Below are 20088 nucleotides of genomic sequence, written 5' to 3' on the forward strand. Positions count from 1 at the left end.
GATTTCCGGTCAGTCAAAAAGAATAATCGCGTTTAAGTGCGCGCAAGGGAGTAATCATGCGTTTATCCGGTCTGAGTATCAGGGCCAAGTTGTTTGCGAGTTTCGGGGCCGTCATCGTGTTGATGTTGGTGATTGGCGCTTCCGCCTATTGGGGGTTTTCTCAGCTTACGGGTGAGGCCGTCGCCATCCAGACGGACGTGTATCCGAAGGCGGTTTTTGCCAATAACCTCACCAAGCGGGCCATCGAGGCGGAGGGGCTGGCGCTGGCCGGGGCCGTGGAGCAGGATCCGCAGGAGCTCGAGAGGATCGTTGGCAAGCTGAAAGGCATGGCGACAGCCAATGCCGCAGATCTGGACCGGCTTGAGAAACTGGTTGCCTCCGAAAGCGGACGGCGCATGTTTCAGGCGATCAAGGATGCGCGGGTGCCGATCGGTGCGATGTATCCGCGTCTGTTCGAGCTATTGGCAGCCCGCGACAGTGCGGCGACGCTGAGTTTCATCAAATCGGACTACAGCCCGGCCATCATCGGTTTTCGGAAGGCGGTGGATGCACTGTCCACGCACCAGGAGGAAAAGATGGCGGCGGCGGTTGAGTCGATCCAGCAGAGCGCCGGTTCCATTCGCACCGAGGTGGTCGTGGTGGCCTTGATCGCGGTGGTCATTGGCGTTGTCCTGGCGTTGGTGCTGTCCGGCAGTTTCGCCCGGCGCATTCTGGATGCACGGTCGCTGGCTGAACAGGTCGCCAGCGGCAATCTGCGGAACGACGGCCTGCAGCCTGGGGCCGAGGATGAGCTCGGGCAGCTGATGGCGGCTTTGATCCGCATGCGTTCTGACCTCGCCGGGATCATCGGGCTGGTGGTCAAGGAGGCGGGCGTGCTGTCCCGGATTGCGGGGGATGTGTCGTCTGCGGCAGGGCAGGTTTCGGCCAGCGTCCAGGCCCAGGCAAGTTCCACTTCGACGGCCGCTGCGGCGGTGGAGCAATTGACCGTGAGCATCGAGCACGTGGCCGCCAACGCCCATGGCGCGTCGCAGAAGGCCGGGGAGGCGGGACGGATTTCCGATACCGGTGGGCAGCAGGTGGCCGCGGCCACGCAGAGCATCCAGGAAGTGGCCACCGACGTAGGGGACGCTGCCAATGGCATCCACGCCCTGTCCGAGCAGATCAAGGGGATTGGCAGCATCGCGACGGTCATCAAGGAGGTAGCGGAGCAGACCAATCTGCTGGCGCTCAATGCCGCTATCGAGGCCGCGCGGGCGGGCGAGCAGGGGCGTGGTTTTGCAGTGGTGGCCGACGAGGTTCGCAAGCTGGCGGAACGAACCTCCCTGTCGGTACAGGATATCTCCAGCATCATTGCTGCTGTCGAGCAGAGTTCGGCGGCGGCGGCGGGCAGCATGAAGGACGCCAGCAGGGACGTGTTCCGTGTTGCAGAAACCGCTGCCGGGGCGCGTCTGTCCATGGATGAAATTTGTGGGATGTCGGGCGACGTCAAGCTGGCGATGGACGAGATCGCCGACGCCTTGGTTGAGCAGCGTTCGGCGGCGACCCATTTGTCGAAGAACGTCGAAGGCATTGCCCAGATGTCCGATGAGAACTCCGCCGCCGTGGTGGCCGTGGCCAACGCAGCCCAGCAAATGGAGGGGTCCGCGCGGATGCTGAGCAGCAGCGTGGCCCGTTTCAGCTTGTAAGGCGCGTGTGTCCAGGGCTGCTTGGCAAGCTGAGGTCAGGCCATCGTGAATCCGGAACGCTAGAACATGAAACGCATCAAACTCGTCTTGTGGGTGTCCTTGCTGGCGCTCGCCGGGCTGTGGCTGCTGGCCGACACGCTGGTGCCCGAGCCTTTCACTTATTTTTCCTTCCGGACGGTCTTCGTCCAGTTGAGCGGGGTGATCGCCATCGGGGCGATGAGCGTCGGCATGCTGCTGGCGGTGCGGCCGAAGTGGCTGGAGCCGCATCTCGACGGGCTCGACAAGATGTACCGCCTGCACAAGTGGCTGGGCATCACGGCGTTGGTGGCCGGTGTGCTGCACTGGTGGTGGGCGAAGGGCACCAAGTGGATGGTCGGCTGGGGCTGGCTGGTAAAGCCACCGCGCAAACCGCCGTCCGGCGAGAGCCTGGGGCTGGTCGAAGGTTGGCTCCGTACACAGCGCGGAACGGCGGAATCCCTCGGCGAGTGGGCGTTTTACGCTGCGGTCGTGCTGATTGCGCTGGCCCTCGTCAAACGCTTTCCCTATCACCTGTTTACCAAGACCCACAAATGGCTGGCGGCGCTGTTCCTGGTGCTGGCCTATCACTCACTGGTGCTGATCAAGTTCGCCTACTGGACGCAGCCGCTGGGCTGGGTGATGGCTGTGTTGATCCTTGCCGGTGTGCTGGCCGCACTGCTGTCCCTGACCGGGCGGATCGGCGCCCGGCGGCGGGCTGGCGGGCAGATCGAGTCGTTGACCTACTACCCGGAACTGCGCGTGCTGGAAACGGCGATCCGGCTCGACGAGGGCTGGTCCGGGCACGCGGCGGGGCAGTTCGCCTTCGTGACCTCCAACCCGAAGGAAGGCGCCCACCCTTACACCATCGCGTCGGCCTGGGATGCCACCGAGCGCCGGATCGTCTTCATCACCAAGGCCCTCGGCGACCACACCGGCCGCCTGCGCGACAGCTTGCGCGTGGGCATGCCGGTGCGTGTCGAAGGCCCCTACGGCTGTTTTGATTTCGAGGACCGCAAGTCCCGCCAGATCTGGATCGGGGCGGGCATCGGCATCACGCCTTTCGTCGCGCGGATGAAACAGCTCGCTCGCACCGCGGGCACGCAGAGCATCGACCTGTTCCATCCGACCGCGGATTTCGAGCAGGCTGCCATCGACAAGCTGGTGGCCGATGCAGCGGCGGCTGGTGTGCGCCTGCACCTGCTGGTCGGGAAGCGCGACGGCCGGCTGGACGGTGACCGCATCCGCGCGGCGGTGCCGGAGTGGGCGGATGCCAGTGTCTGGTTCTGCGGCCCGCCGGCATTTGGGCAGGCGCTGCGGGAGGACTTCGTCGCCCACGGCCTGGCCGACGCAGATTTCCACCAGGAGCTGTTCCAGATGCGCTAGCCGCGAGCGTAGCGCTCCAGCCCGTCGGCGAGGAAATCGAAGACCCGGCGGATGCGTGGTTCGTTGCGCAGGTCTTCGTGCATCGCCAGCCACATTTCCAGCTCGAAGCGCACCTGGCCCGGCAGTACCGGCAGCAGCGCCGGGTGGCGCGCCGCGATGCCGCTCTGGCAGGCACCGATACCAAGGCCGGCGAGGAGGGCGGCGTGCTGGGCGTGCTCGCTGTCGCAACGGAAGGCAAAGCCCTCGGGCGTCAGTGGCAGGCCGCTTTGCTGCAAGGCGCGCAGCGCACCGGCGTCCCGGTCGAAGCCAATCAGTGCGTGGCCGTCCAACTCGTCGATCACTGACGGCAGGCCGCGCCGTTCCGCGTAGCGCCGGTGGGCGTACAGACCGATGACCAGCGTACCGATGCGGCGCGCGACGAGGGCCTCCTGGCTCGGGCGAACCATGCGCACCGCGATGTCGGCCTCCCGCTGCAGCAGGTCTTCGTTGCGCTTGGTGAGGGCCAGTTCGATGCGGATCGCCGGGTGAGCGGCCTGTAGCTCGGCGAGGATCGGTGGCAGTACCTCGCCGCCGATGGTTTCGCTGGCGGTGAGGCGTACGGTACCGGCAATCTCGTCCTGGCCTGCGGAGGCGGCCCGCCGCAGCGCGCCGGCCTGTGCCGCCATCGCCTCGGCCGGTGCGGCCAGGCGCCGCGCGGTATCCGTGGCCTGCAGGCCAGTCGGCGTGCGGATGAACAGGGTGCAGCCGAGGGCAGCCTCCAGGGCTTCCAGGCGGCGCCCGATGGTGGGCTGCGTGGTGCCGAGGGCACGTGCGGCGCCGGACAGGCTGCCTTCCCGCAAGACGTGCAGGAAGCTGCGGTAGAGATCCCAGTCGGGTTCGTCGGGCGATGTTGAGCTCATACGAAAATGTATAGCTGATCAAGAATTTTTGGCAATTTTCGTATGGGGTGCAAATCCCTACAGTGACGTCATTCCCATTGCATTGGACGTCACGACGATGAAATTCCTTTCCTCCTTGCTGTTGCTGGCCGGCTTTCTGGCTACCCCGGTTGCTGCCGAACAGCCTGCGCCGAACCCCGAAACCCGTTTCCTGGAGCGGGATGGCGGTCGTCTGGCCTACGACGACAGCGGTGGCGATGGCCCGCTGCTGATCGCACTGCCCGGCATGGGCGACCTGCGCGCCCAGTACCGTTTCCTGCGCCCGCTGCTCGTGGCTGCCGGTTACCGGGTCGTCAGCCTGGACGTGCGTGGGCAGGGCGAGTCGAGCGTGGTGTGGGCGGACTACTCGGCCCACGCGCTTGGCGGCGATGTGCTGGCGCTGATGGATCATCTTGGTGCGCCGTCGGCTGTGGTGCTCGGCAACTCCTTCGCCGCGGGCGCCGCCCTGTGGGCAGCCCATGATGCGCCGGAGCGGGTGCGCGGCACGGTGTTGCTGGGCCCGGTTCTGCGCGATCTGCCGGCCTCGCCGTGGATGAGGGCAGCCTTGTGGCTGGGCTTTGCCGGCCCGTGGCGGACGGCTTTCTGGCTGAAATATTGGGACAGCCTGTTTCCGCTGGCTCCGCCGCACGACCACGCGGAGCAGCGCGAGCGCCTGGCCCGCAGCCTGCGCGAGCCGGGGCGTATGCAGGCGCTGGAGACAATGATTGGCTTGTCGAAGGCTGATACGGACGCGATCCTCGATCAGGTCCGCGTGCCCAGCCTGGTGGTGATGGGCTCCGACGATCCGGATTTCGCCGACCCGGCCGACGAAGCCCGTCTTATTACGGCCTTGCTGCGCGGCGAGAGCCTGCTGCTGGAGGGCTCCGGCCACTATCCCCACGTGGAAGCGCCGGAGCGGGTAGCCGCGCGGATCGTGGCTTTTCTCGACGGCTTGCGTTGAGCCCGGCTTGATATAGATCAGTGGGGCGTGTTGGGCGGCCTTGAAGTTCGCCGGTATCGCCCCATTTAGGCCTCAGACCAAGATCCGGAGGCCTTATGCGCTACGACAAGCTCACCACCAAGTTCCAGCAAGCCCTCGCCGAGGCCCAGAGCCTCGCCGTCGGCAACGACCAGCAGTTCATCGAGCCCCAGCACCTGCTGCTGGCCCTGCTCAGCCAGGAGGACGGTAGCACCGCGTCGCTGCTGCAGCGGGCTGGCGTCAATGTGGGAGCCCTTAAGGCGGCCCTGATCAAGGCTTTAGAGCGCCTGCCCCAGGTGCAGGGCCATGGCGGTGATGTGTCCGTCGGGCGTGACCTGGGCAACCTGCTCAACCTCACCGACAAGGCTGCCCAGCAGCGTGGCGATGAGTTCATCGCCAGCGAGATGTTCCTGCTCGCGCTGGCCGACGACAAAGGCGAGAGCGGCCGACTGCTGAAGGAACACGGCCTGACTAAGAAGGCCCTGGAGCAGGCCATCGACGCCGTGCGCGGCGGCCAGAACGTGGGCAGCGCGGATGCGGAGAGCCAGCGCGAAGCCCTCAAGAAGTTCTGCGTGGATCTCACCGAGCGGGCTCGCCAGGGCAAGCTCGATCCGGTGATCGGCCGCGACGATGAGATCCGTCGGGCGATCCAGATCCTGCAGCGGCGCACCAAGAACAACCCGGTGCTGATCGGCGAGCCGGGCGTCGGCAAGACCGCCATCGTCGAGGGCCTGGCCCAGCGCATCGTCAACGAGGAAGTGCCCGAGACCCTGAAGGGCAAGAAGGTGCTGGTCCTCGACATGGCCGGCCTGCTGGCCGGTGCCAAGTACCGCGGCGAGTTCGAGGAGCGCCTGAAGGCGGTGCTCAACGACATCGCTAAGGACGAAGGCAGGATCATCCTGTTCATCGATGAGATCCACACGATGGTCGGCGCCGGCAAGGCCGAGGGCGCCATCGACGCCGGCAACATGCTCAAGCCTGCGCTGGCCCGCGGCGAGCTGCACTGCATCGGCGCAACGACGCTGGACGAGTACCGCAAGTACATCGAGAAGGACGCTGCGCTGGAGCGCCGTTTCCAGAAGGTGCTGGTGGAAGAGCCTTCCGTCGAATCGACCATCGCCATCCTGCGTGGTCTGAAGGAGAAGTACGAGCTGCACCACGGCGTGGAGATCACCGACCCGGCCATCGTCGCTGCGGCCGAGCTGAGCCACCGTTACATCACTGATCGCTTCCTGCCGGACAAGGCCATCGACCTGATCGACGAGGCGGCGTCGCGCATCAAGATGGAGATCGACTCCAAGCCCGAGGTGATGGACAAGCTCGAGCGTCGTCGTATCCAGCTGGAGATCGAGCAGCTGGCGGTGCAGAAGGAGAAGGACGAAGCGTCCCTCAAGCGCCTCGGCCTGATCGAGGAGGAGATCGCCCGCATCAAGAAGGAATACTCCGACCTCGAGGAAATCTGGAAGGCCGAGAAGTCGGCGGTGCAGGGTTCCGCCCAGATCAAGGAAGAGATCGACCGCCTGAAGGCCGACATCGCCAAGCTGCAGCGGGAAGGCAAGCTCGAGAAGGTGGCCGAACTGCAGTACGGCAAGCTGCCGCAGCTGGAGGCCCAGCTCAAGAAGGCCGAGGCGACCGGCGATGCGAAGCCGGTCAACAAGCTGCTGCGCACGGAAGTGGGCACCGAGGAGATCGCCGAGGTGGTGTCCCGCGCCACTGGCATCCCGGTTTCCAAAATGATGCAGGGCGAGCGTGAGAAGCTGCTGAAGATGGAAGAGCGCCTGCACCAGCGGGTGGTCGGCCAGGACGAAGCCGTGCGCCTGGTGGCCGATGCGATCCGCCGCTCCCGTGCCGGCCTGTCGGACGAGAACCGGCCCTACGGTTCCTTCCTGTTCCTCGGCCCCACGGGCGTCGGCAAGACCGAGCTGTGCAAGACGCTGGCCGAGTTCCTGTTTGACAGCGAGGAGCACCTGATCCGCATCGACATGAGCGAGTTCATGGAGAAGCATTCGGTGGCCCGCCTGATCGGCGCGCCTCCGGGTTACGTGGGCTATGAGGAAGGCGGCTACCTGACCGAGCAGGTGCGTCGCAAGCCGTATTCGGTGATCCTCTTCGACGAGGTCGAGAAGGCCCACCCGGACGTCTTCAACGTGCTGCTGCAGGTGCTCGACGACGGCCGCATGACCGACGGCCAGGGCCGCACGGTGGACTTCAAGAACACCGTGATCGTGATGACCAGCAACCTCGGCTCGCAGATGATCCAGCAGATGTCCGGCGATGATTACCAGATCATTAAGCTGGCGGTGATGGGCGAGGTGAAGACCTACTTCCGGCCGGAATTCATCAACCGGATCGACGAAGTGGTGGTCTTCCATGGCCTCGACGAGAAGCACATCGCGTCCATCGCGCGGATCCAGCTGGCTTACCTGGAGAAGCGTCTGGCCAAGCTCGAGATGCATCTGGACGTCAGCGACGACGCGCTGCTCGAACTGGCCAAGGCCGGCTTCGACCCGGTGTTCGGTGCGCGGCCGCTCAAGCGGGCGATCCAGGAGCACATCGAGAACCCGCTCGCCAAGCGCATCCTCGAGGGGCAGTTCGCCGCCAAGGACACTATCCGGGTGAGCTGCGCCGACGGCCGCATCGGCTTCGCCAAGGCCTGATCGATCATCGGATCGGTCGCTTAAGCATACGGAGCCGGTTTCCTTCGGGAGGCCGGCTCCGGCGTTTTGGGGATCGTCCATACCTCCTTCGTGGTGGCCCAAAGCGCGTCCGCAGGCGGTAATATCGTTTGCACGGAATGGGAGAGTGGTTTCCTGTCCGCGCCGGTTGACTCGCTCTGTAGCAGGCCTTGGCGCCTGTCTGCGGAGCAGGTGTTCAGATGCAGTACATGGTGCGCCGCGGCAATCCTCGGTGTGTCGGCTGCCATCGGCGGGGGCGTCTCCCGGCGCATGCCGCAAGGGCTGGCCCGCGCCGGGAAAACACGCTGCTGGCATGTCCCTTGCCAGCGTTTCTCCACTTTGCTTCCGTCCCCGGGGCTGGCGCGTGTGTCGCGCCCGTCCCTACTATTGAGTGAGGTGGGTATGGCAGATGCACTGATGTTGTGGCGCCAGCTGCTGCAGGTCCAGGAGCCCTGGACGGTTCTTGACTGCCGCGCCGACGAGTTCAACCGCTGCATGGATGTCTATATCGGCGTCGAGGCGCCGCGCAGCTGGTTCGGCTTCGGCCGCGGCAAGCCCGTGGAGAGCGGTCCCGAGGTGATGTGGCGGCACATCGGCTTTGGTGGCTGGAAGGTCCAGGTGCGGGTGCGTCCGCCGCTGGGCAGCGAGTTGCCGCGCCAGCAATGGGCGGGGGAGGCAGGCATGCCCTTCACGCGGGCGCTGGATCGCCAGATCCTGTCCCTGCTCAACGAAGGTGTCGGCATGGCCGGCGTGTGTACGCTGCTCGAGGTGCCGATGGGCGAGTTGTGGCGCTACCGCTACGCCCTCGACAAGGGGCAGCACAGTGTTGGCGAAACGACCTCGGCGCCGGACTCGGCGGCCGCGCGGCCGCTCAGTGCGGTGCTCGCCTATTTCGAGGACGGCGTGAAGCCGCTGCCCGGTAGCCAGGTGCCCAGCCTGTCCGACCCGGTGTGGCTGCGCCTGGTGGATGGCACACTCAACATCGACGTGCGCGTGCTGAGCCTCCAGTTGCTGCTGTCGCGCATCCGCTCTCAGGTGGCGGTGATCGCCGACGAGGAGGTGCGCATGATGAAGCTGCGCGATCTGCACCGCTACTTCGTCAAGAACGAGCGCATGCTGTCCCACGAACTGCAGCAACTCAGCAAAGAAGCGGCCTGAGCCGTCGCGCTGTCCTACCGAGGGAGAACCGAATAATGAATGCCCCTGCGAACCGTTTGATGACGGTGGATGAGGCGGCCGCGCTGATTGCGTCCGGCGGCTTCCTGATGATCTCCGGCGATGAGGCCGTGTTGCGGCGCCTGCCGGCCGGCAACTGGATCGGCGGCACGATTCCCTATTTCATGGGTGATGAGGGTGGCCTGGTGACGTCCGAGAAGGTGTTCGTCACCGAGATCCCGGCGACGGCGGGTGCGCCGACGATCCGCTTCTACGACATCACCAACCTCGAACACGTCTGCGAGGACGGCCCGGCCAACGGCTTCACGCTGATCATCATCCCGGCCTTCTCGGCGATCCATTCCCTTTACGCCCGCAAGGCGCCGGGCTTTCCGGACATGTTCATCAAGCCCATCGTCGGCTGGATTGCCGGCAGCCACCTGGCTGACTTCGGCCGTGTCGCGCCGCTGGTCGTTGATGGGACGACGCTCAGTTTCGACGGCGAACGGGCGGTAGTGATGCACGTGCCGTTGCCGGACAGCGAGTACGCCCGCATCGAGATCTTCAACCGCATGGAGCAGGGCGATGGGGACAGCCTGCGTTTCCCCGAAACCGGTTTCTCGGCCACCCGTTGCCTGGTGAATGGCGTGGAGACGGATTTCGCCAGCTACCTGGCGACCCGCCACGCGGACATCCGCCTGCCGCTGGTGGCGGACTACGGTGGTGCGTCGGTGAACGTGTCGATCAAGGCGGTGGATGCGCAGGCTGGGCGTGTCGATTTCTACGCACCGGTGTTCGACGACGTGGAGTACCGTTTCGCGGCGCCGGCCGATTTCGGGGTGGCGACCGGCGCAGAGCCGGATCACCCGCCGCTGTGGTCGTGCAATTGCATCCTCAACTACCTGTATTGCGGGCTGGAAGGCCGGCGCTCGGGCTCCCTCGTCGGGCCGATGACCTTCGGCGAGATCGCCTACCTGCTGCTCAACCAGACCCAGGTCTACCTCAGCATCGACCAGGCCTGAGCCTGGCCGGGGGCGGTGTCTTCCCGGCCCGCCCCCCTTTCCTGTACTTTCCGTCCTCAATACCGATAAGGAGGAGGACGGAGGCATGCGCAATCATCATCAGTTCTACATCGGCGGACGTTGGGTCGAAGCCCTGGGCACGGCCCGCCTGGACGTGATCAACCCCGCTACCGAAGCGGTCGCGGGCAGTGTCGCGATCGGCTCCATCGCCGATGCGGAGGCTGCCGTGGCGGCTGCGCGGGCGGCATTTCCGGCGTTCGCGGCGACGTCCCGCGAGGAACGCCTGGAGCTACTGGCACGCATCTGCGCTGCCTACAAGAAGCGCTACGATGACATGGCCCGCGCCATCAGCGAGGAGATGGGCGCGCCGCTGAAGGCCCTGGCCGGCAGCGCTCAGGCGGGCTCCGGCCTGGCCCATTTCAAGACCGCGCTGGCGGTGCTGAAGGATTTTCCCTTCGAGAAGGCCCAGGGCACGACGCGCATCCTGCGCGAGCCGATCGGTGTCTGCGCGCTGATCACCCCGTGGAACTGGCCGGCCAACCAGATGGCCTGCAAGATCGCGCCGGCGTTGGCAGCGGGCTGCACGATGGTGCTCAAGCCGTCCGAGCTGGCACCGTTCTCGGCCATCGTGATGGCCGAGATCCTGCACGAGGCCGGCGTGCCGGCGGGCGTCTTTAACTTGGTGAATGGCGACGGGGCGGGGGTCGGTAACGCGCTGACGACCCATCCCGAGGTGGACATGGTCTCCTTCACCGGCTCGACGCGGGCCGGCAAGCAGGTGATGAAGGGCGCTGCTGACACGGTGAAGAAGGTGGCCCTCGAACTCGGCGGCAAGTCCGCCAACATCCTGCTCGACGACGTGGACTTCCAGAAGAGCGTGCGCCACGGCGTGCTGAGCCTGATGACCAACAGCGGCCAGAACTGCAACGCGCCGTCGCGCATGCTGGTGCCGGAAAGCCGTCTCGACGAGGTCGAGGCGATCGCAGCGGAGAGCCTGGCGAGGGTGGTGGTCGGCGATCCGCTGGATGATGCGACGACGATGGGGCCGCTGGCCAATCGCGCCCAGTTCGAACGCGTGCAGGCCTTCATCGCCCAGGGCATCGCGGAAGGCGCGAAGCGGGTGGCCGGCGGGCCTGGCCGGCCGGACGGCATGGAGTGCGGCTATTTCGTGCGCCCGACAGTGTTCAGCCGGGTGGCTCCGGGTATGGCCATCGCCCGCGAAGAGATCTTTGGCCCGGTGCTGTCCATCCTGGGCTACAAGGACGAGGCGGACGCCATCCGCATCGCAAACGACACGCCCTACGGTCTGTCGGGCTATGTGTCGTCATCCGATCTGGCGCGGGCGCGGGCTGTTGCCCGGCAGTTGCGCACCGGCAACGTGCACCTCAACGGCGCGCCGGTCGATCTTGGCGCGCCTTTCGGCGGCTACAAGCAGTCGGGCCTTGGGCGGGAGTGGGGCATCTACGGGTTGGAGGAGTTCCTCGAAGTGAAGGCGGTCATCGGCTACGGCGGCGAGGAGCCAGCCTGAGCCTTGTTGTCAGCTTCGCGTGACAGAATGCGGGCCGGTGGCGTCTGCTGCCGCCCGTTGAGGAGTTTCCGAGCCGATGGCCCTGATCGTTTCTGCTTGCCTGCTGTTGGTCGTGCTGACGACCGTGATCCACTATGAAGTGCTACGCGGCCTGAGCTTGTGGCTGCCCGAGCTGCCCATCCGCCCGCGGGCCAAGCTGATCGTCGTCATCCTCGGCACCTTCATGGCGCATTTGCTGGAGATTGCCCTGTACGCGTTCGCGGTGTTTGCCCTGGTGCGTTACGCCGGACTCGGTTCGGTGGGGGATGAAGGGCGTTTCTCGCTGGCGGTGTCCCTGTATTTTTCCGCCGAGACCTTCACGTCCCTCGGCTACGGTGATGTGGTGCCCGGTGGTGACGTGCGCCTACTGGCCGGCACCGAGGCGCTCAATGGCCTGCTGTTGATCGGCTGGTCGGCGTCCTATGCGTACATCGCGATGGAGCGCTTCTGGCGCGATGGGCTGGGCGAGCGGATCTGACAGAGGTTTTCGAGTATGCGCATCCTTGTGGTGGAAGATGACAAGACCCTTGCCGCCGGCCTGGTCGAAGGTCTGGAACGTGAGGGCTTCATGGTGGACAGCCTGGAAGCAGCCGAGCCGGCCGAGGCGGCGCTGCGGCATACTGCCTACGACCTGGCAATCGTGGATATCGGCCTGCCGGGCATGGACGGGCTGGAGCTGATCCGCCGGGCGCGCCGCCGCGGCGTCTTGACCCCGATCCTGATCCTCACCGCCCGTGATGGGCTGGACGATCGGGTGGTTGGCCTGGACGTGGGGGGGGACGACTACCTGGTCAAGCCCTTCCTGCTACCCGAGCTGCTCGCCCGCATCCGGGCCTTGATCCGGCGCAGTCGTTCGGCGGCGAGCATGACGCTGAGCATCGGTACGCTTGTGCTCGACTTGCAGCGGCGCAGCGCAACGCTGGCGGGTACCGAGCTGGAACTGACCGGCCGGGAGTGGGGCGTGCTTGAACAGCTGGCCTTGGGGGCGCCCAAAGTGGTGGCCAAGCAAAAGCTGGCCGACAGCCTCAGCCAATGGGACAAGGAGATCACCCCCAACGCGGTGGAGATCTACGTGTCGCGCCTGCGTGGCAAGCTGTCCGCCAGCGGGGTCGGTATCCGGACCGTGCGTGGCATCGGCTATCGCATCGAGGCCGGCGAAGGGGGAGACGCCGATGCCGCGCCTCGGTGAGGCCCGCGCGCTGCGCAACCGGCTGCTGCTGGTCATTTCCTGGCCGCTGCTGATCCTGCTGGCGGCCAGCATGGTCGCCGACTACCGCTCGGCGCTGAGTATCGCCAACGAAGCCTATGACAATGCGCTGACTGGCACGGCGGTTGCGCTGGTCACGCGCCTTGAGCGGGATGACGACGACAAGGATATCGAGGTGGACATCCCGCCGGCGGCGGACGAGATCCTGCGTTCCGATGCCATCGACAAGATCGAGTACGTGGTCTTCGACGGTCAGGAAAAGGTCATCGCCGGCGATGCCGAGCTGCTGCAGCTACCGCGACCGGAGGTCGCCAACCGCAGCATCGTGCAGAACGCGAAGATCGGCAAACGCGCGCTGCGGACCGCCAGTTACCGCTACGAAAGCCCGCGCATGACCGCAACGGTGATCGTCGCCGAGACGACCCTCAAGCGCCGGCATGCCGCCAACCGTATCCTGGCGATGATCTTCTGGCCGAACCTGTTGCTGATCGCTGCGGCGCTGCTGCTGGTGTATTTCGGCGTGCGTTATGCGCTGAAGCCGCTGGATACCCTCGGGCGCGGTATCGCCGCCCGTGGGCCCAACGACTTCAGCCCGATCGCCGAGGCCGGCGTGCCGGCCGAGGCCGGGCCGCTGGTGCGGGCCATCAACCGCCTGCTGCAACACCTGGGGCGGGCGGGGCGGGCCCAGCAGGCCTTCCTGTCGAACGCCGCCCACCAGTTGCGCACGCCGCTGGCTGGCCTGCAGACCCAGCTCGAACTCGCCGTCGAAACCCTGCCTGTCGAGGCCCGGCCGCGTATCGAGCGGCTGCGTGAATCCACCGGCCGTCTGGTGCATTTCACCAACCAGATGCTGGCGCTGGCCCGCTCGTCGTCGGAGGGGGCGCTGGTCAGCGACCACCGTCCGGTGGATCTGGCCGCTCTGCTGGAGGATGCTGCCTCGGACCTGCTCGACGATGCCCTCGCCAAGCAAATCGACCTGGGCTTCGAGACGGCTCCGGCTCCGGTGCTGGGGTCCAGTTGGATGTTGCGGGAGATGCTCGCCAATCTCATCGACAATGCCATCGCCTATACGCCGGAAGGCGGAAGGGTGACCGTGCGCTGCGGGCGCAGCGACGAGGAGGGGGTCTTCGTCGAGGTCGAGGACGACGGGCCGGGCATCCCGGAGAGTGAACGCAACCGGGTCTTCGAACGTTTCTACCGCGCTGCGGGCGATGGCGTGCCGGGCACCGGGTTGGGCCTGGCCATCGTCAAGGAGGTGGCCGACCGCCATGCCGCCGATGTGACGATCGCCAGCGGCAGCGAGGGTGTCGGCACATGCATCCGGGTTGCCTTTCCGGATGCCTCCGACGTGATCGTTCCTGAGCGGCAATGACTCGGGGGCGAGGGAGTTCGCCCGTTCGATGCTGTTTTTTATGCCGGATCGGATAATCCCTTACGGATTGTCAGGCAATTGAAGGCTGTCAATCGCTATGGTCCGCCGGGTCATCCAACGTGGACCCGATGGTCATGCACAGCACTTCCGAATCTCCCGTCATCGACTCTTCCGCCGGTCTGCGCCGGCCCGGTCTCCTGGTTTTCCTGCACTGGGCGACGGCACTGCTGATCGCACTGGTGATCGGTATCGCCTTCGTGCGTGAAGGGGTTGAGGAAAAGGCCCTGCGCGCGACCCTCATGAACATCCATCGCAGTATCGGACTGACCGTCGCGCTGCTGGCGATGGCCCGCATCGTCGTGCGCCTGGCCCACCGGCCCTTGCCGCCGACCGCAGACATGCCGCCGCTGGCCCGCCTGGCGGCCGAGCTGGCGCACCTGGCCCTCTACGTGCTGCTGATGGCGCTGCCACTGATCGGCTGGGCCCTGTCCAGCGCCAATGGCAAGCCGGTGACCTATTTCGGCCTGGTCAATCTGCCGCCGCTGGTGGGGCAGGATGAGGACCTGGCCGACGATCTGGCCGAATACCACGAGAACGCCGCCTGGCTGCTGATCGGCCTGGTCGGTTTGCATGCCGCGGCAGCCCTCCATCACCACTTTGTGCGTCGCGACAACGTGCTGCGCGCGATGTTGCCGGTTCGCCAGTCCTGAACCTTCATTGATTCGTCCCGTGGCGGTGAGTCAGCCCGTCCTGCGGGATTCCTCGTTTTTTTCTTCACCACAAGTACAAGGACAAACATGCATCCGATTTTTTCCGGGGGGAAAACCCGTCTGTCCGCGATCCGGCACACTGCCAGCCTGGTGTTGGCCGCGGCCGGTTTCCTCGCCGCTGCGCCGGCCGCCCACGCCGTGCCGAGCTTTGCACGCCAGACCGGGCAGGAATGCGCGGCCTGCCACATTGGCGCCTACGGCCCGCAACTGACGCCCTACGGCGTGAAGTTCAAGATCGGCGGCTATACCGACTCCGACGGCAAGGGCGGCAAGGTGCCGCTGTCCGGCATGGTGGTGGCGTCCTTCACGCGGACTGCCAAGAACCAGGATCCGGCGCCGGAAAAGTCCAGCCCCAACAACAACCACTCCCTGGACGAAGCCTCGGTCTTCCTGGCTGGCCGGCTGAGTGAAAAGATCGGCGCCTTCGTGCAGGCCACCTACGACGGCATCGGCCAGCGCACCTCCATCGACCAGGCCGATATCCGCTTTGCTCACACCACCGAGGTGGCCGGCAAGGAAACCGTCTTCGGCCTGTCCGTGAACAACAACCCGGGCGTGCAGGATCCGTTCAACAGCATGCCGGTGTGGAGCTTCCCCTACACCAGTTCCGCCGTGGGTTTCGGCCAGGGTGGTGCCGGTACGCTGATCAACGGTGGCCTCGAGCAGCGCGTCACCGGCGTGTCCGCCTACACCTTCTGGAACAACATGGTGTATGCCGAACTGGGCACCTACCGCTCGCTGACCCCGACCATGCAGAGCCGCCTGGGCCTCGGCAAGGGCGACGACATGGGCCGGCTCGGCGGCAACACCGCCTACTGGCGCCTGGCGGTGTTCCAGGACCTGAAGAAGCAGGCCTTCAACGCCGGCATCTTCGGCCTCAACTCTTCGCTGCAGCCGGACCGCAGCACGCCGGGCTCCAACAAGTTCAATGACCTGGGCGTCGATGCGTCTTACCAGTTCCTCGGTACCCGCGAGCACGTTGCGACGGTCAACACCAGCTACATCCGCGAACGCCAGACCCGCAACCAGCTGGTTGCTACCGACGGCGCCGACAACCTGAAGGGCCGCCTCAACGAGTTCAAGCTCAACGCGTCCTACCACTACATGCAGACCTGGGGTGCGACGGTCGGCCGCTTCGTGACCCACGGCACCGCTGACGCCACGCTGTACAGCGACGGTTTCGCCAATGGTTCGCCGAACACCTCCGGCTACATCCTGCAGGCCGACTGGACGCCGTGGGGCAAGGAGAACTCCTGGGGCGCCCCGTGGGCCAACGTCCGCCTCGGCGCCCAGTACACGATGTACAACAAGTACAACGGTGCCAAGACCAACTATGACGGCAACGGCCGCGACGCGAAGGACAACAACACCCTGTTCCTGTTCGCGTGGACCTCGTTCTGATGGAGCGCACCGTGATGATCAGGATCTCCCGTTCCTCGCTGGCCACAGTATTGGCCGCGCTGGCCTGCACCCTGACCCTCGAAGCCCACGCCGCGGGTGACGTGGAAAAGGGCAAGGATGTGTTCGCCACCGAGTGTGCCGAGTGCCACAGCGTGCGTGAAGGCAAGAACAAGAAGGGGCCGAGCCTGTTCGGCGTGGTCGGCCGCAAGGCCGGCACGGTGGCCGATGCCAGCTACTCCGACGCCCTCAAGGCCAGCGGCATCACCTGGACGCCGGACAAGATCGACGCCTACGTGACGGCGCCGAAGAAGCTCGTGCCCGGCGGCAAGATGAAATACGACGGACTGGCGAGCGTGGCCGAAAGGACCGAGTTGCTGGCCTATCTGGCGACCTTGAAGTGATTTGCGTCGGCCGGCCCGGTGGGGGGCCGGTCCGGCCGATGTGAAAGCGGAAGGGCTTGCCGAGGCAAGCCCTTCTTGCGTTTATGCCGTTCGCTGGGCCTTGCGCTCGATCCGCTGCTGGCGCATCAGGGCCACCAGCAGCGCCATGCCGGCGACCATTACCCAGGCGGCGACGATCAGCGCGCCCTTGTAGCTGCCGCTTACCGTGGCGATGTAACCGGCCATTGCCGGGGCGACCACCTGGGCGACGCCGTAGCTGAGGGTCAGGCGCGCCATCGCCTTGGCCGGGTTGGCCGGGAAGCAGCGGCCGATGATCGACAGGGTCAGGCTGACGATACCGACGAAAGTACCGCCGTAGAGCATCGCGCTGGCCAGGTTGGCGGCGGTGCCGTCGCTGAAGGCCGGCAGCAGGATGGACACGATCTGCAGACCGTAGGCCAGCAGCAGCGCCGGGATTTGCCCGCAGGCCGTGGCGATGCGGTCCCACAGGAAACAGGAGGGCGCGGCCGCCAGGCCGACGATGACCCATACCCAGCCGCCCTTGCCGGCCAGCATCGGCAGCTTCTCGACGATGGCGATGATGAAGGTCGCGCTGATCACGTAGCCGAAGCCGGCGCAAAAGTAGGAGGCGATGAACAGCCCCATCCAGCGCCGTGACGGTGCCGCCGGCAACTGGGTGGCGGCCTGGGCGCTGACCGGCGCCGGGGCCGGCAGCCAGAACCAGGCCGGCACGAAGAACAGCACGCCGAGCAGGCCGAGGCCCAGCCACTGGCCGTCCCACGCCAGGTGGCCGACCATGCCGGCCACCGCCAGCCCGGACACGATGATGCCGAGTCCGATGCCCGCGAAGTGCAGGCCCAGCTCCGGCCGGTGGCCATGGCGGATCAGCCAGTTGAGGACCAGGCCGGAGGCGATCAGCAGGCCCGCGGTGCTCGACAGGCCAGCCACGAAGCGCAGCGCGACCCACAGCGTCACGTCCTGCGTAACGCCCATTGCGGCGGTGCTGACCACCGCCACCACCAGGCCGATGCGGTACAGCTTGAACTTGCGGCCGAGGTCGCTGATCGTCGCCGCCACCAGCGCGCCGGTGATGTAGCCGACGTAGTTGAAGGTGGCCAGCCAGCCGCCGGCCATGGCGGTGAGGCCGGCCTCGCCGCGCATGATCGGCAAGAGCGGCGTGTAGGCGAAGCGCGCCAGGCCGACAGTGAGGATCAGGGCGCAGATACCGGCGAAGATCACCCGGTAGCGATCGGCCGCGCTGCTGGCGGGAAGGGCGGTTGTTGCGGCGTGCATGCTGTTCTCTCTTTTACGGGTTGTTATGGCTTTGATCTTAGGACGTGCGCGGTTGTCAAACTTTCGATAGGATGACTTTCGTTGTCGATGAGCTGACACGAGGCTGATTCCTCGCATTGGATGGAGCGCGCATGGAACTGGAAGAAGACTGGGCATTGGTGGAGGTGCCGGACATGGAAGCGCTGCCGGGGCCGGTCTACCAGCGTTTCGAAACCTTGCCGGCGCGCCACATCTTTCCGCCCCATGCACACCGCTGGAACCAGTTCGTCTACGCCACCGCCGGCACGCTGGTGGTGATGGTCGAGAAATCCCGTTACGTGATCACGCCGGAACAGGCGATCTGGGTGCCTACCGGCGTGTTGCACACCACCGGCGCACTGCACGGCGCGGAGTTCCGCAATCTCTATGTCGCCGATGCACCCGACCTGGGAATGCCGGGAACATGTTCGGTGCTGGCGGTGTCTCCTCTACTGAGGGCGCTGATCGTCGAATTGGCGGACATCGGTGGGCGCAGCGAGAGCGCCGACTACATTGGCCGCGTGCATGCGCTGATCCTCGACCAGTTGCGCCGCCTGCCGGTGCAGGATTTCCAGCTGCCGTGGCCGACCAGCCCGATGCTGCGCCGGCTCTGCGAGGCCCTTTATGCGAACCCCGCTGATCTTCGCGGGGCCGACGAATGGGGGGCTGTGCTGGGGGCATCAGCGCGCACGCTGGCGCGGCGCTTCGAGAAGGAGCTGGGGCTGGGCCTGCGCGAATGGCGGCATCGCCTGCGTTTGTTCCGCGCCGTGGAATGGTTGGGGGCCGGGCGCCCGGTAACCGATATAGCATTGGAACTGGGCTACAGTTCGCCGTCGGCCTTCACCTACATGTTCCGCCAGGAGATGGGCTGCAGCCCGACTGAATACCGGGGGCGCGGAGCGCGTCCCTTCACTGCCAGCGAGGTGGCTTCATGACCATTCATGCGGATCTTCACCACGTGATCTATGCCTTGTCCGATGCCCTTGATCTGGTCGGCGTGGACGACGTGGCCCACGGCAAACGGGTCGGCATCATGGCCGCCGAGTGTGCGCGCACCGAAGGCCTGACGGAGGGCGAGGCGTCCTTCCTGTTCGACCTCGGCATGCTGCACGACATCGGCGTGTCGTCCACCTGCACCCATTGCCACCTGGTCGAGGAGTTCGACTGGGAAGGCTCGCAGATCCACTGCGAGGTGGGCCACGCCCTGCTGGCCAGCTTCGTGCCGCTGGCCGCGATGGCCTTGCCGGTGCGTTATCACCACACGCGCTGGGATGCGCTGCCGGCCGATCTACCGTCCGACGTGGCGCGCCGGGCCAACCGCATCTACCTGGCAGACCGGGTCGATGCGCTGGCGGCGCCCTTCTATGCGGACAACACGCTGCTGCTGAATACGGAGGGCATCCGGAACAGCATCGCCGGGCACGCCGGCAGCTATTTCGCGCCGGACCTGGTCGAGGTATTCATGGCCGCGTCGCGTACCGAGGCTTTCTGGCTGATGCTGGAGCCGCGTTCCATTCAGGCCTGCCTGCTGGACCAGTTGGCGCGGGCCGAGCCTTTTCCGGCGTCGATGGACGACCTGCGCCGGCTGGCCGGCATCTTCGCGCGGATCGTCGATGCCAAGAGCCCCTTCACCGCGGAGCATTCCCTGGGCGTGGCGCGGCTGGCCCGCTTCCTGGCCGAACGCCTGGGGGTGCCGGCGGAGAACTGCGACAAGCTGGAGATCGCCGGCTTGCTGCACGACCTGGGCAAGTTGCGGGTGCCCGACGAGATCCTCGACAAGCCGGGCCGCCTCGACAGCCGCGAGCGCCGCATCATCAACACCCACAGCTTCGAGACCTACCAGATCCTGCGCAACATCGACGGCTTCGAGGACATTGCCCGCTGGGCGGCCTACCACCACGAGGAGCCGGACGGCTCCGGCTACCCCTTCCACCTGAAGGGTGACACCCTGTCCCTGGAGGCGCGCATCCTGCGTGTCGCCGACATCTTTCAGGCGATGGTGCAGAACCGGCCGTATCGCCAGGGCCTGTCGGTGCCGGAGGTGTCGTCATTCATGCACGAGCTGGCGGACAAGGGGCGCATCGATGCGGAAGTGACCGCCATGCTGCTGACGGACACGGCGTGGGCGATCGAGGTTGCGCGACCGGTGTTCCCGCCGCTACCCGCTGCCGGGCGGATTCCGGAGTCGGCTCCGCAGGTCTGAGTTGCGGGACCGGCGAGGTGGG

Annotated in this window: 17 protein-coding genes; 15 read left to right on the forward strand and 2 right to left on the reverse strand. The window is 66.0% G+C overall.

Annotated features, from left to right (window positions below):
* Positions 1 to 56 precede the first annotated feature (56 nt).
* Together ACE3RX_RS16040 and ACE3RX_RS16045 are read left to right on the forward strand one after the other, a co-directional pair.
* A complete protein-coding gene (locus ACE3RX_RS16040) occupies positions 57 to 1685 on the forward strand; it encodes a methyl-accepting chemotaxis protein (protein ID WP_374485860.1) in 1629 nt (542 codons plus the stop codon).
* A 66-nt stretch (positions 1686 to 1751) separates the two neighbouring features.
* The gene (locus tag ACE3RX_RS16045; RefSeq protein WP_374485862.1) at positions 1752 to 3086 is read left to right on the forward strand and encodes a ferric reductase-like transmembrane domain-containing protein; all 1335 of its coding nucleotides are present in this window, start codon (positions 1752 to 1754) and stop codon (positions 3084 to 3086) included.
* On the opposite strand, the gene ACE3RX_RS16050 is transcribed toward ACE3RX_RS16045, so the two are convergent.
* Entirely contained in the window at positions 3083 to 3985 is a 903-nt protein-coding gene (locus ACE3RX_RS16050) for a LysR family transcriptional regulator (protein WP_374485864.1), read from the reverse strand. The genes ACE3RX_RS16045 and ACE3RX_RS16050 overlap by 4 nt on opposite strands.
* 97 nt (positions 3986 to 4082) lie before the next feature.
* Here ACE3RX_RS16050 and ACE3RX_RS16055 point away from each other — a divergent pair, with 97 nt between their 5' ends.
* The 11 genes from ACE3RX_RS16055 (at position 4083) to ACE3RX_RS16105 (ending at position 16552) form a co-directional block, all read left to right on the forward strand.
* Entirely contained in the window at positions 4083 to 4964 is an 882-nt protein-coding gene (locus ACE3RX_RS16055; RefSeq protein WP_374485866.1) for an alpha/beta fold hydrolase, read from the forward strand.
* Positions 4965 to 5059: 95 nt separating this feature from the next.
* The gene (gene clpB / locus ACE3RX_RS16060) at positions 5060 to 7639 is read left to right on the forward strand and encodes an ATP-dependent chaperone ClpB (RefSeq protein WP_374485868.1); all 2580 of its coding nucleotides are present in this window, start codon (positions 5060 to 5062) and stop codon (positions 7637 to 7639) included.
* A 420-nt stretch (positions 7640 to 8059) separates the two neighbouring features.
* A complete protein-coding gene (locus ACE3RX_RS16065) occupies positions 8060 to 8815 on the forward strand; it encodes a hypothetical protein (RefSeq protein WP_374485870.1) in 756 nt (251 codons plus the stop codon).
* A gap of 35 nt (positions 8816 to 8850) precedes the next feature.
* Positions 8851 to 9834, forward strand: coding sequence for a hypothetical protein (locus tag ACE3RX_RS16070; RefSeq protein ID WP_374485872.1), 984 nt, complete (start codon positions 8851 to 8853; stop codon positions 9832 to 9834).
* Between the two features lie 85 nt (positions 9835 to 9919).
* The gene (locus tag ACE3RX_RS16075; RefSeq protein WP_374485874.1) at positions 9920 to 11362 is read left to right on the forward strand and encodes an aldehyde dehydrogenase family protein; all 1443 of its coding nucleotides are present in this window, start codon (positions 9920 to 9922) and stop codon (positions 11360 to 11362) included.
* Between the two features lie 76 nt (positions 11363 to 11438).
* The gene (locus tag ACE3RX_RS16080; RefSeq protein ID WP_374485876.1) at positions 11439 to 11879 is read left to right on the forward strand and encodes an ion channel; all 441 of its coding nucleotides are present in this window, start codon (positions 11439 to 11441) and stop codon (positions 11877 to 11879) included.
* Positions 11880 to 11894: 15 nt separating this feature from the next.
* Positions 11895 to 12590 carry a response regulator gene (locus tag ACE3RX_RS16085; protein WP_374485878.1) on the forward strand — a complete coding sequence of 232 codons (696 nt, stop codon included), beginning with the start codon at positions 11895 to 11897 and terminating at the stop codon, positions 12588 to 12590.
* A complete protein-coding gene (locus ACE3RX_RS16090; protein WP_374485880.1) occupies positions 12574 to 13980 on the forward strand; it encodes a sensor histidine kinase in 1407 nt (468 codons plus the stop codon). Before ACE3RX_RS16085 ends, ACE3RX_RS16090 begins: the two co-directional genes overlap by 17 nt.
* Positions 13981 to 14114: 134 nt before the next feature.
* Positions 14115 to 14690, forward strand: coding sequence for a cytochrome b (locus ACE3RX_RS16095; protein ID WP_374485882.1), 576 nt, complete (start codon positions 14115 to 14117; stop codon positions 14688 to 14690).
* Between the two features lie 87 nt (positions 14691 to 14777).
* Positions 14778 to 16151, forward strand: a complete 1374-nt coding sequence (locus ACE3RX_RS16100; RefSeq protein WP_374485884.1) for a cytochrome C — start codon at positions 14778 to 14780, stop codon at positions 16149 to 16151.
* Positions 16152 to 16165: 14 nt separating this feature from the next.
* Entirely contained in the window at positions 16166 to 16552 is a 387-nt protein-coding gene (locus tag ACE3RX_RS16105) for a cytochrome c family protein (protein WP_374485930.1), read from the forward strand.
* Between the two features lie 81 nt (positions 16553 to 16633).
* On the opposite strand, the gene ACE3RX_RS16110 is transcribed toward ACE3RX_RS16105, so the two are convergent.
* The gene (locus ACE3RX_RS16110) at positions 16634 to 17845 is read right to left on the reverse strand and encodes a YbfB/YjiJ family MFS transporter (protein WP_374485886.1); all 1212 of its coding nucleotides are present in this window, start codon (positions 17843 to 17845) and stop codon (positions 16634 to 16636) included.
* Between the two features lie 131 nt (positions 17846 to 17976).
* Between ACE3RX_RS16110 and ACE3RX_RS16115 the strand changes: the two genes are divergently transcribed.
* Together ACE3RX_RS16115 and ACE3RX_RS16120 are read left to right on the forward strand one after the other, a co-directional pair.
* Positions 17977 to 18798 (forward strand): helix-turn-helix transcriptional regulator, encoded by an 822-nt coding sequence (locus ACE3RX_RS16115; RefSeq protein WP_374485888.1) that lies wholly within the window; start codon positions 17977 to 17979, stop codon positions 18796 to 18798.
* The gene (locus tag ACE3RX_RS16120; protein ID WP_374485890.1) at positions 18795 to 20066 is read left to right on the forward strand and encodes an HD domain-containing phosphohydrolase; all 1272 of its coding nucleotides are present in this window, start codon (positions 18795 to 18797) and stop codon (positions 20064 to 20066) included. The genes ACE3RX_RS16115 and ACE3RX_RS16120 overlap by 4 nt, the downstream gene beginning before the upstream one ends.
* Positions 20067 to 20088 lie beyond the last annotated feature (22 nt).

The sequence above is a fragment of the Zoogloea sp. genome (genome assembly GCF_041914405.1).
Taxonomy (GTDB): Bacteria; Pseudomonadota; Gammaproteobacteria; order Burkholderiales; family Rhodocyclaceae; genus Zoogloea.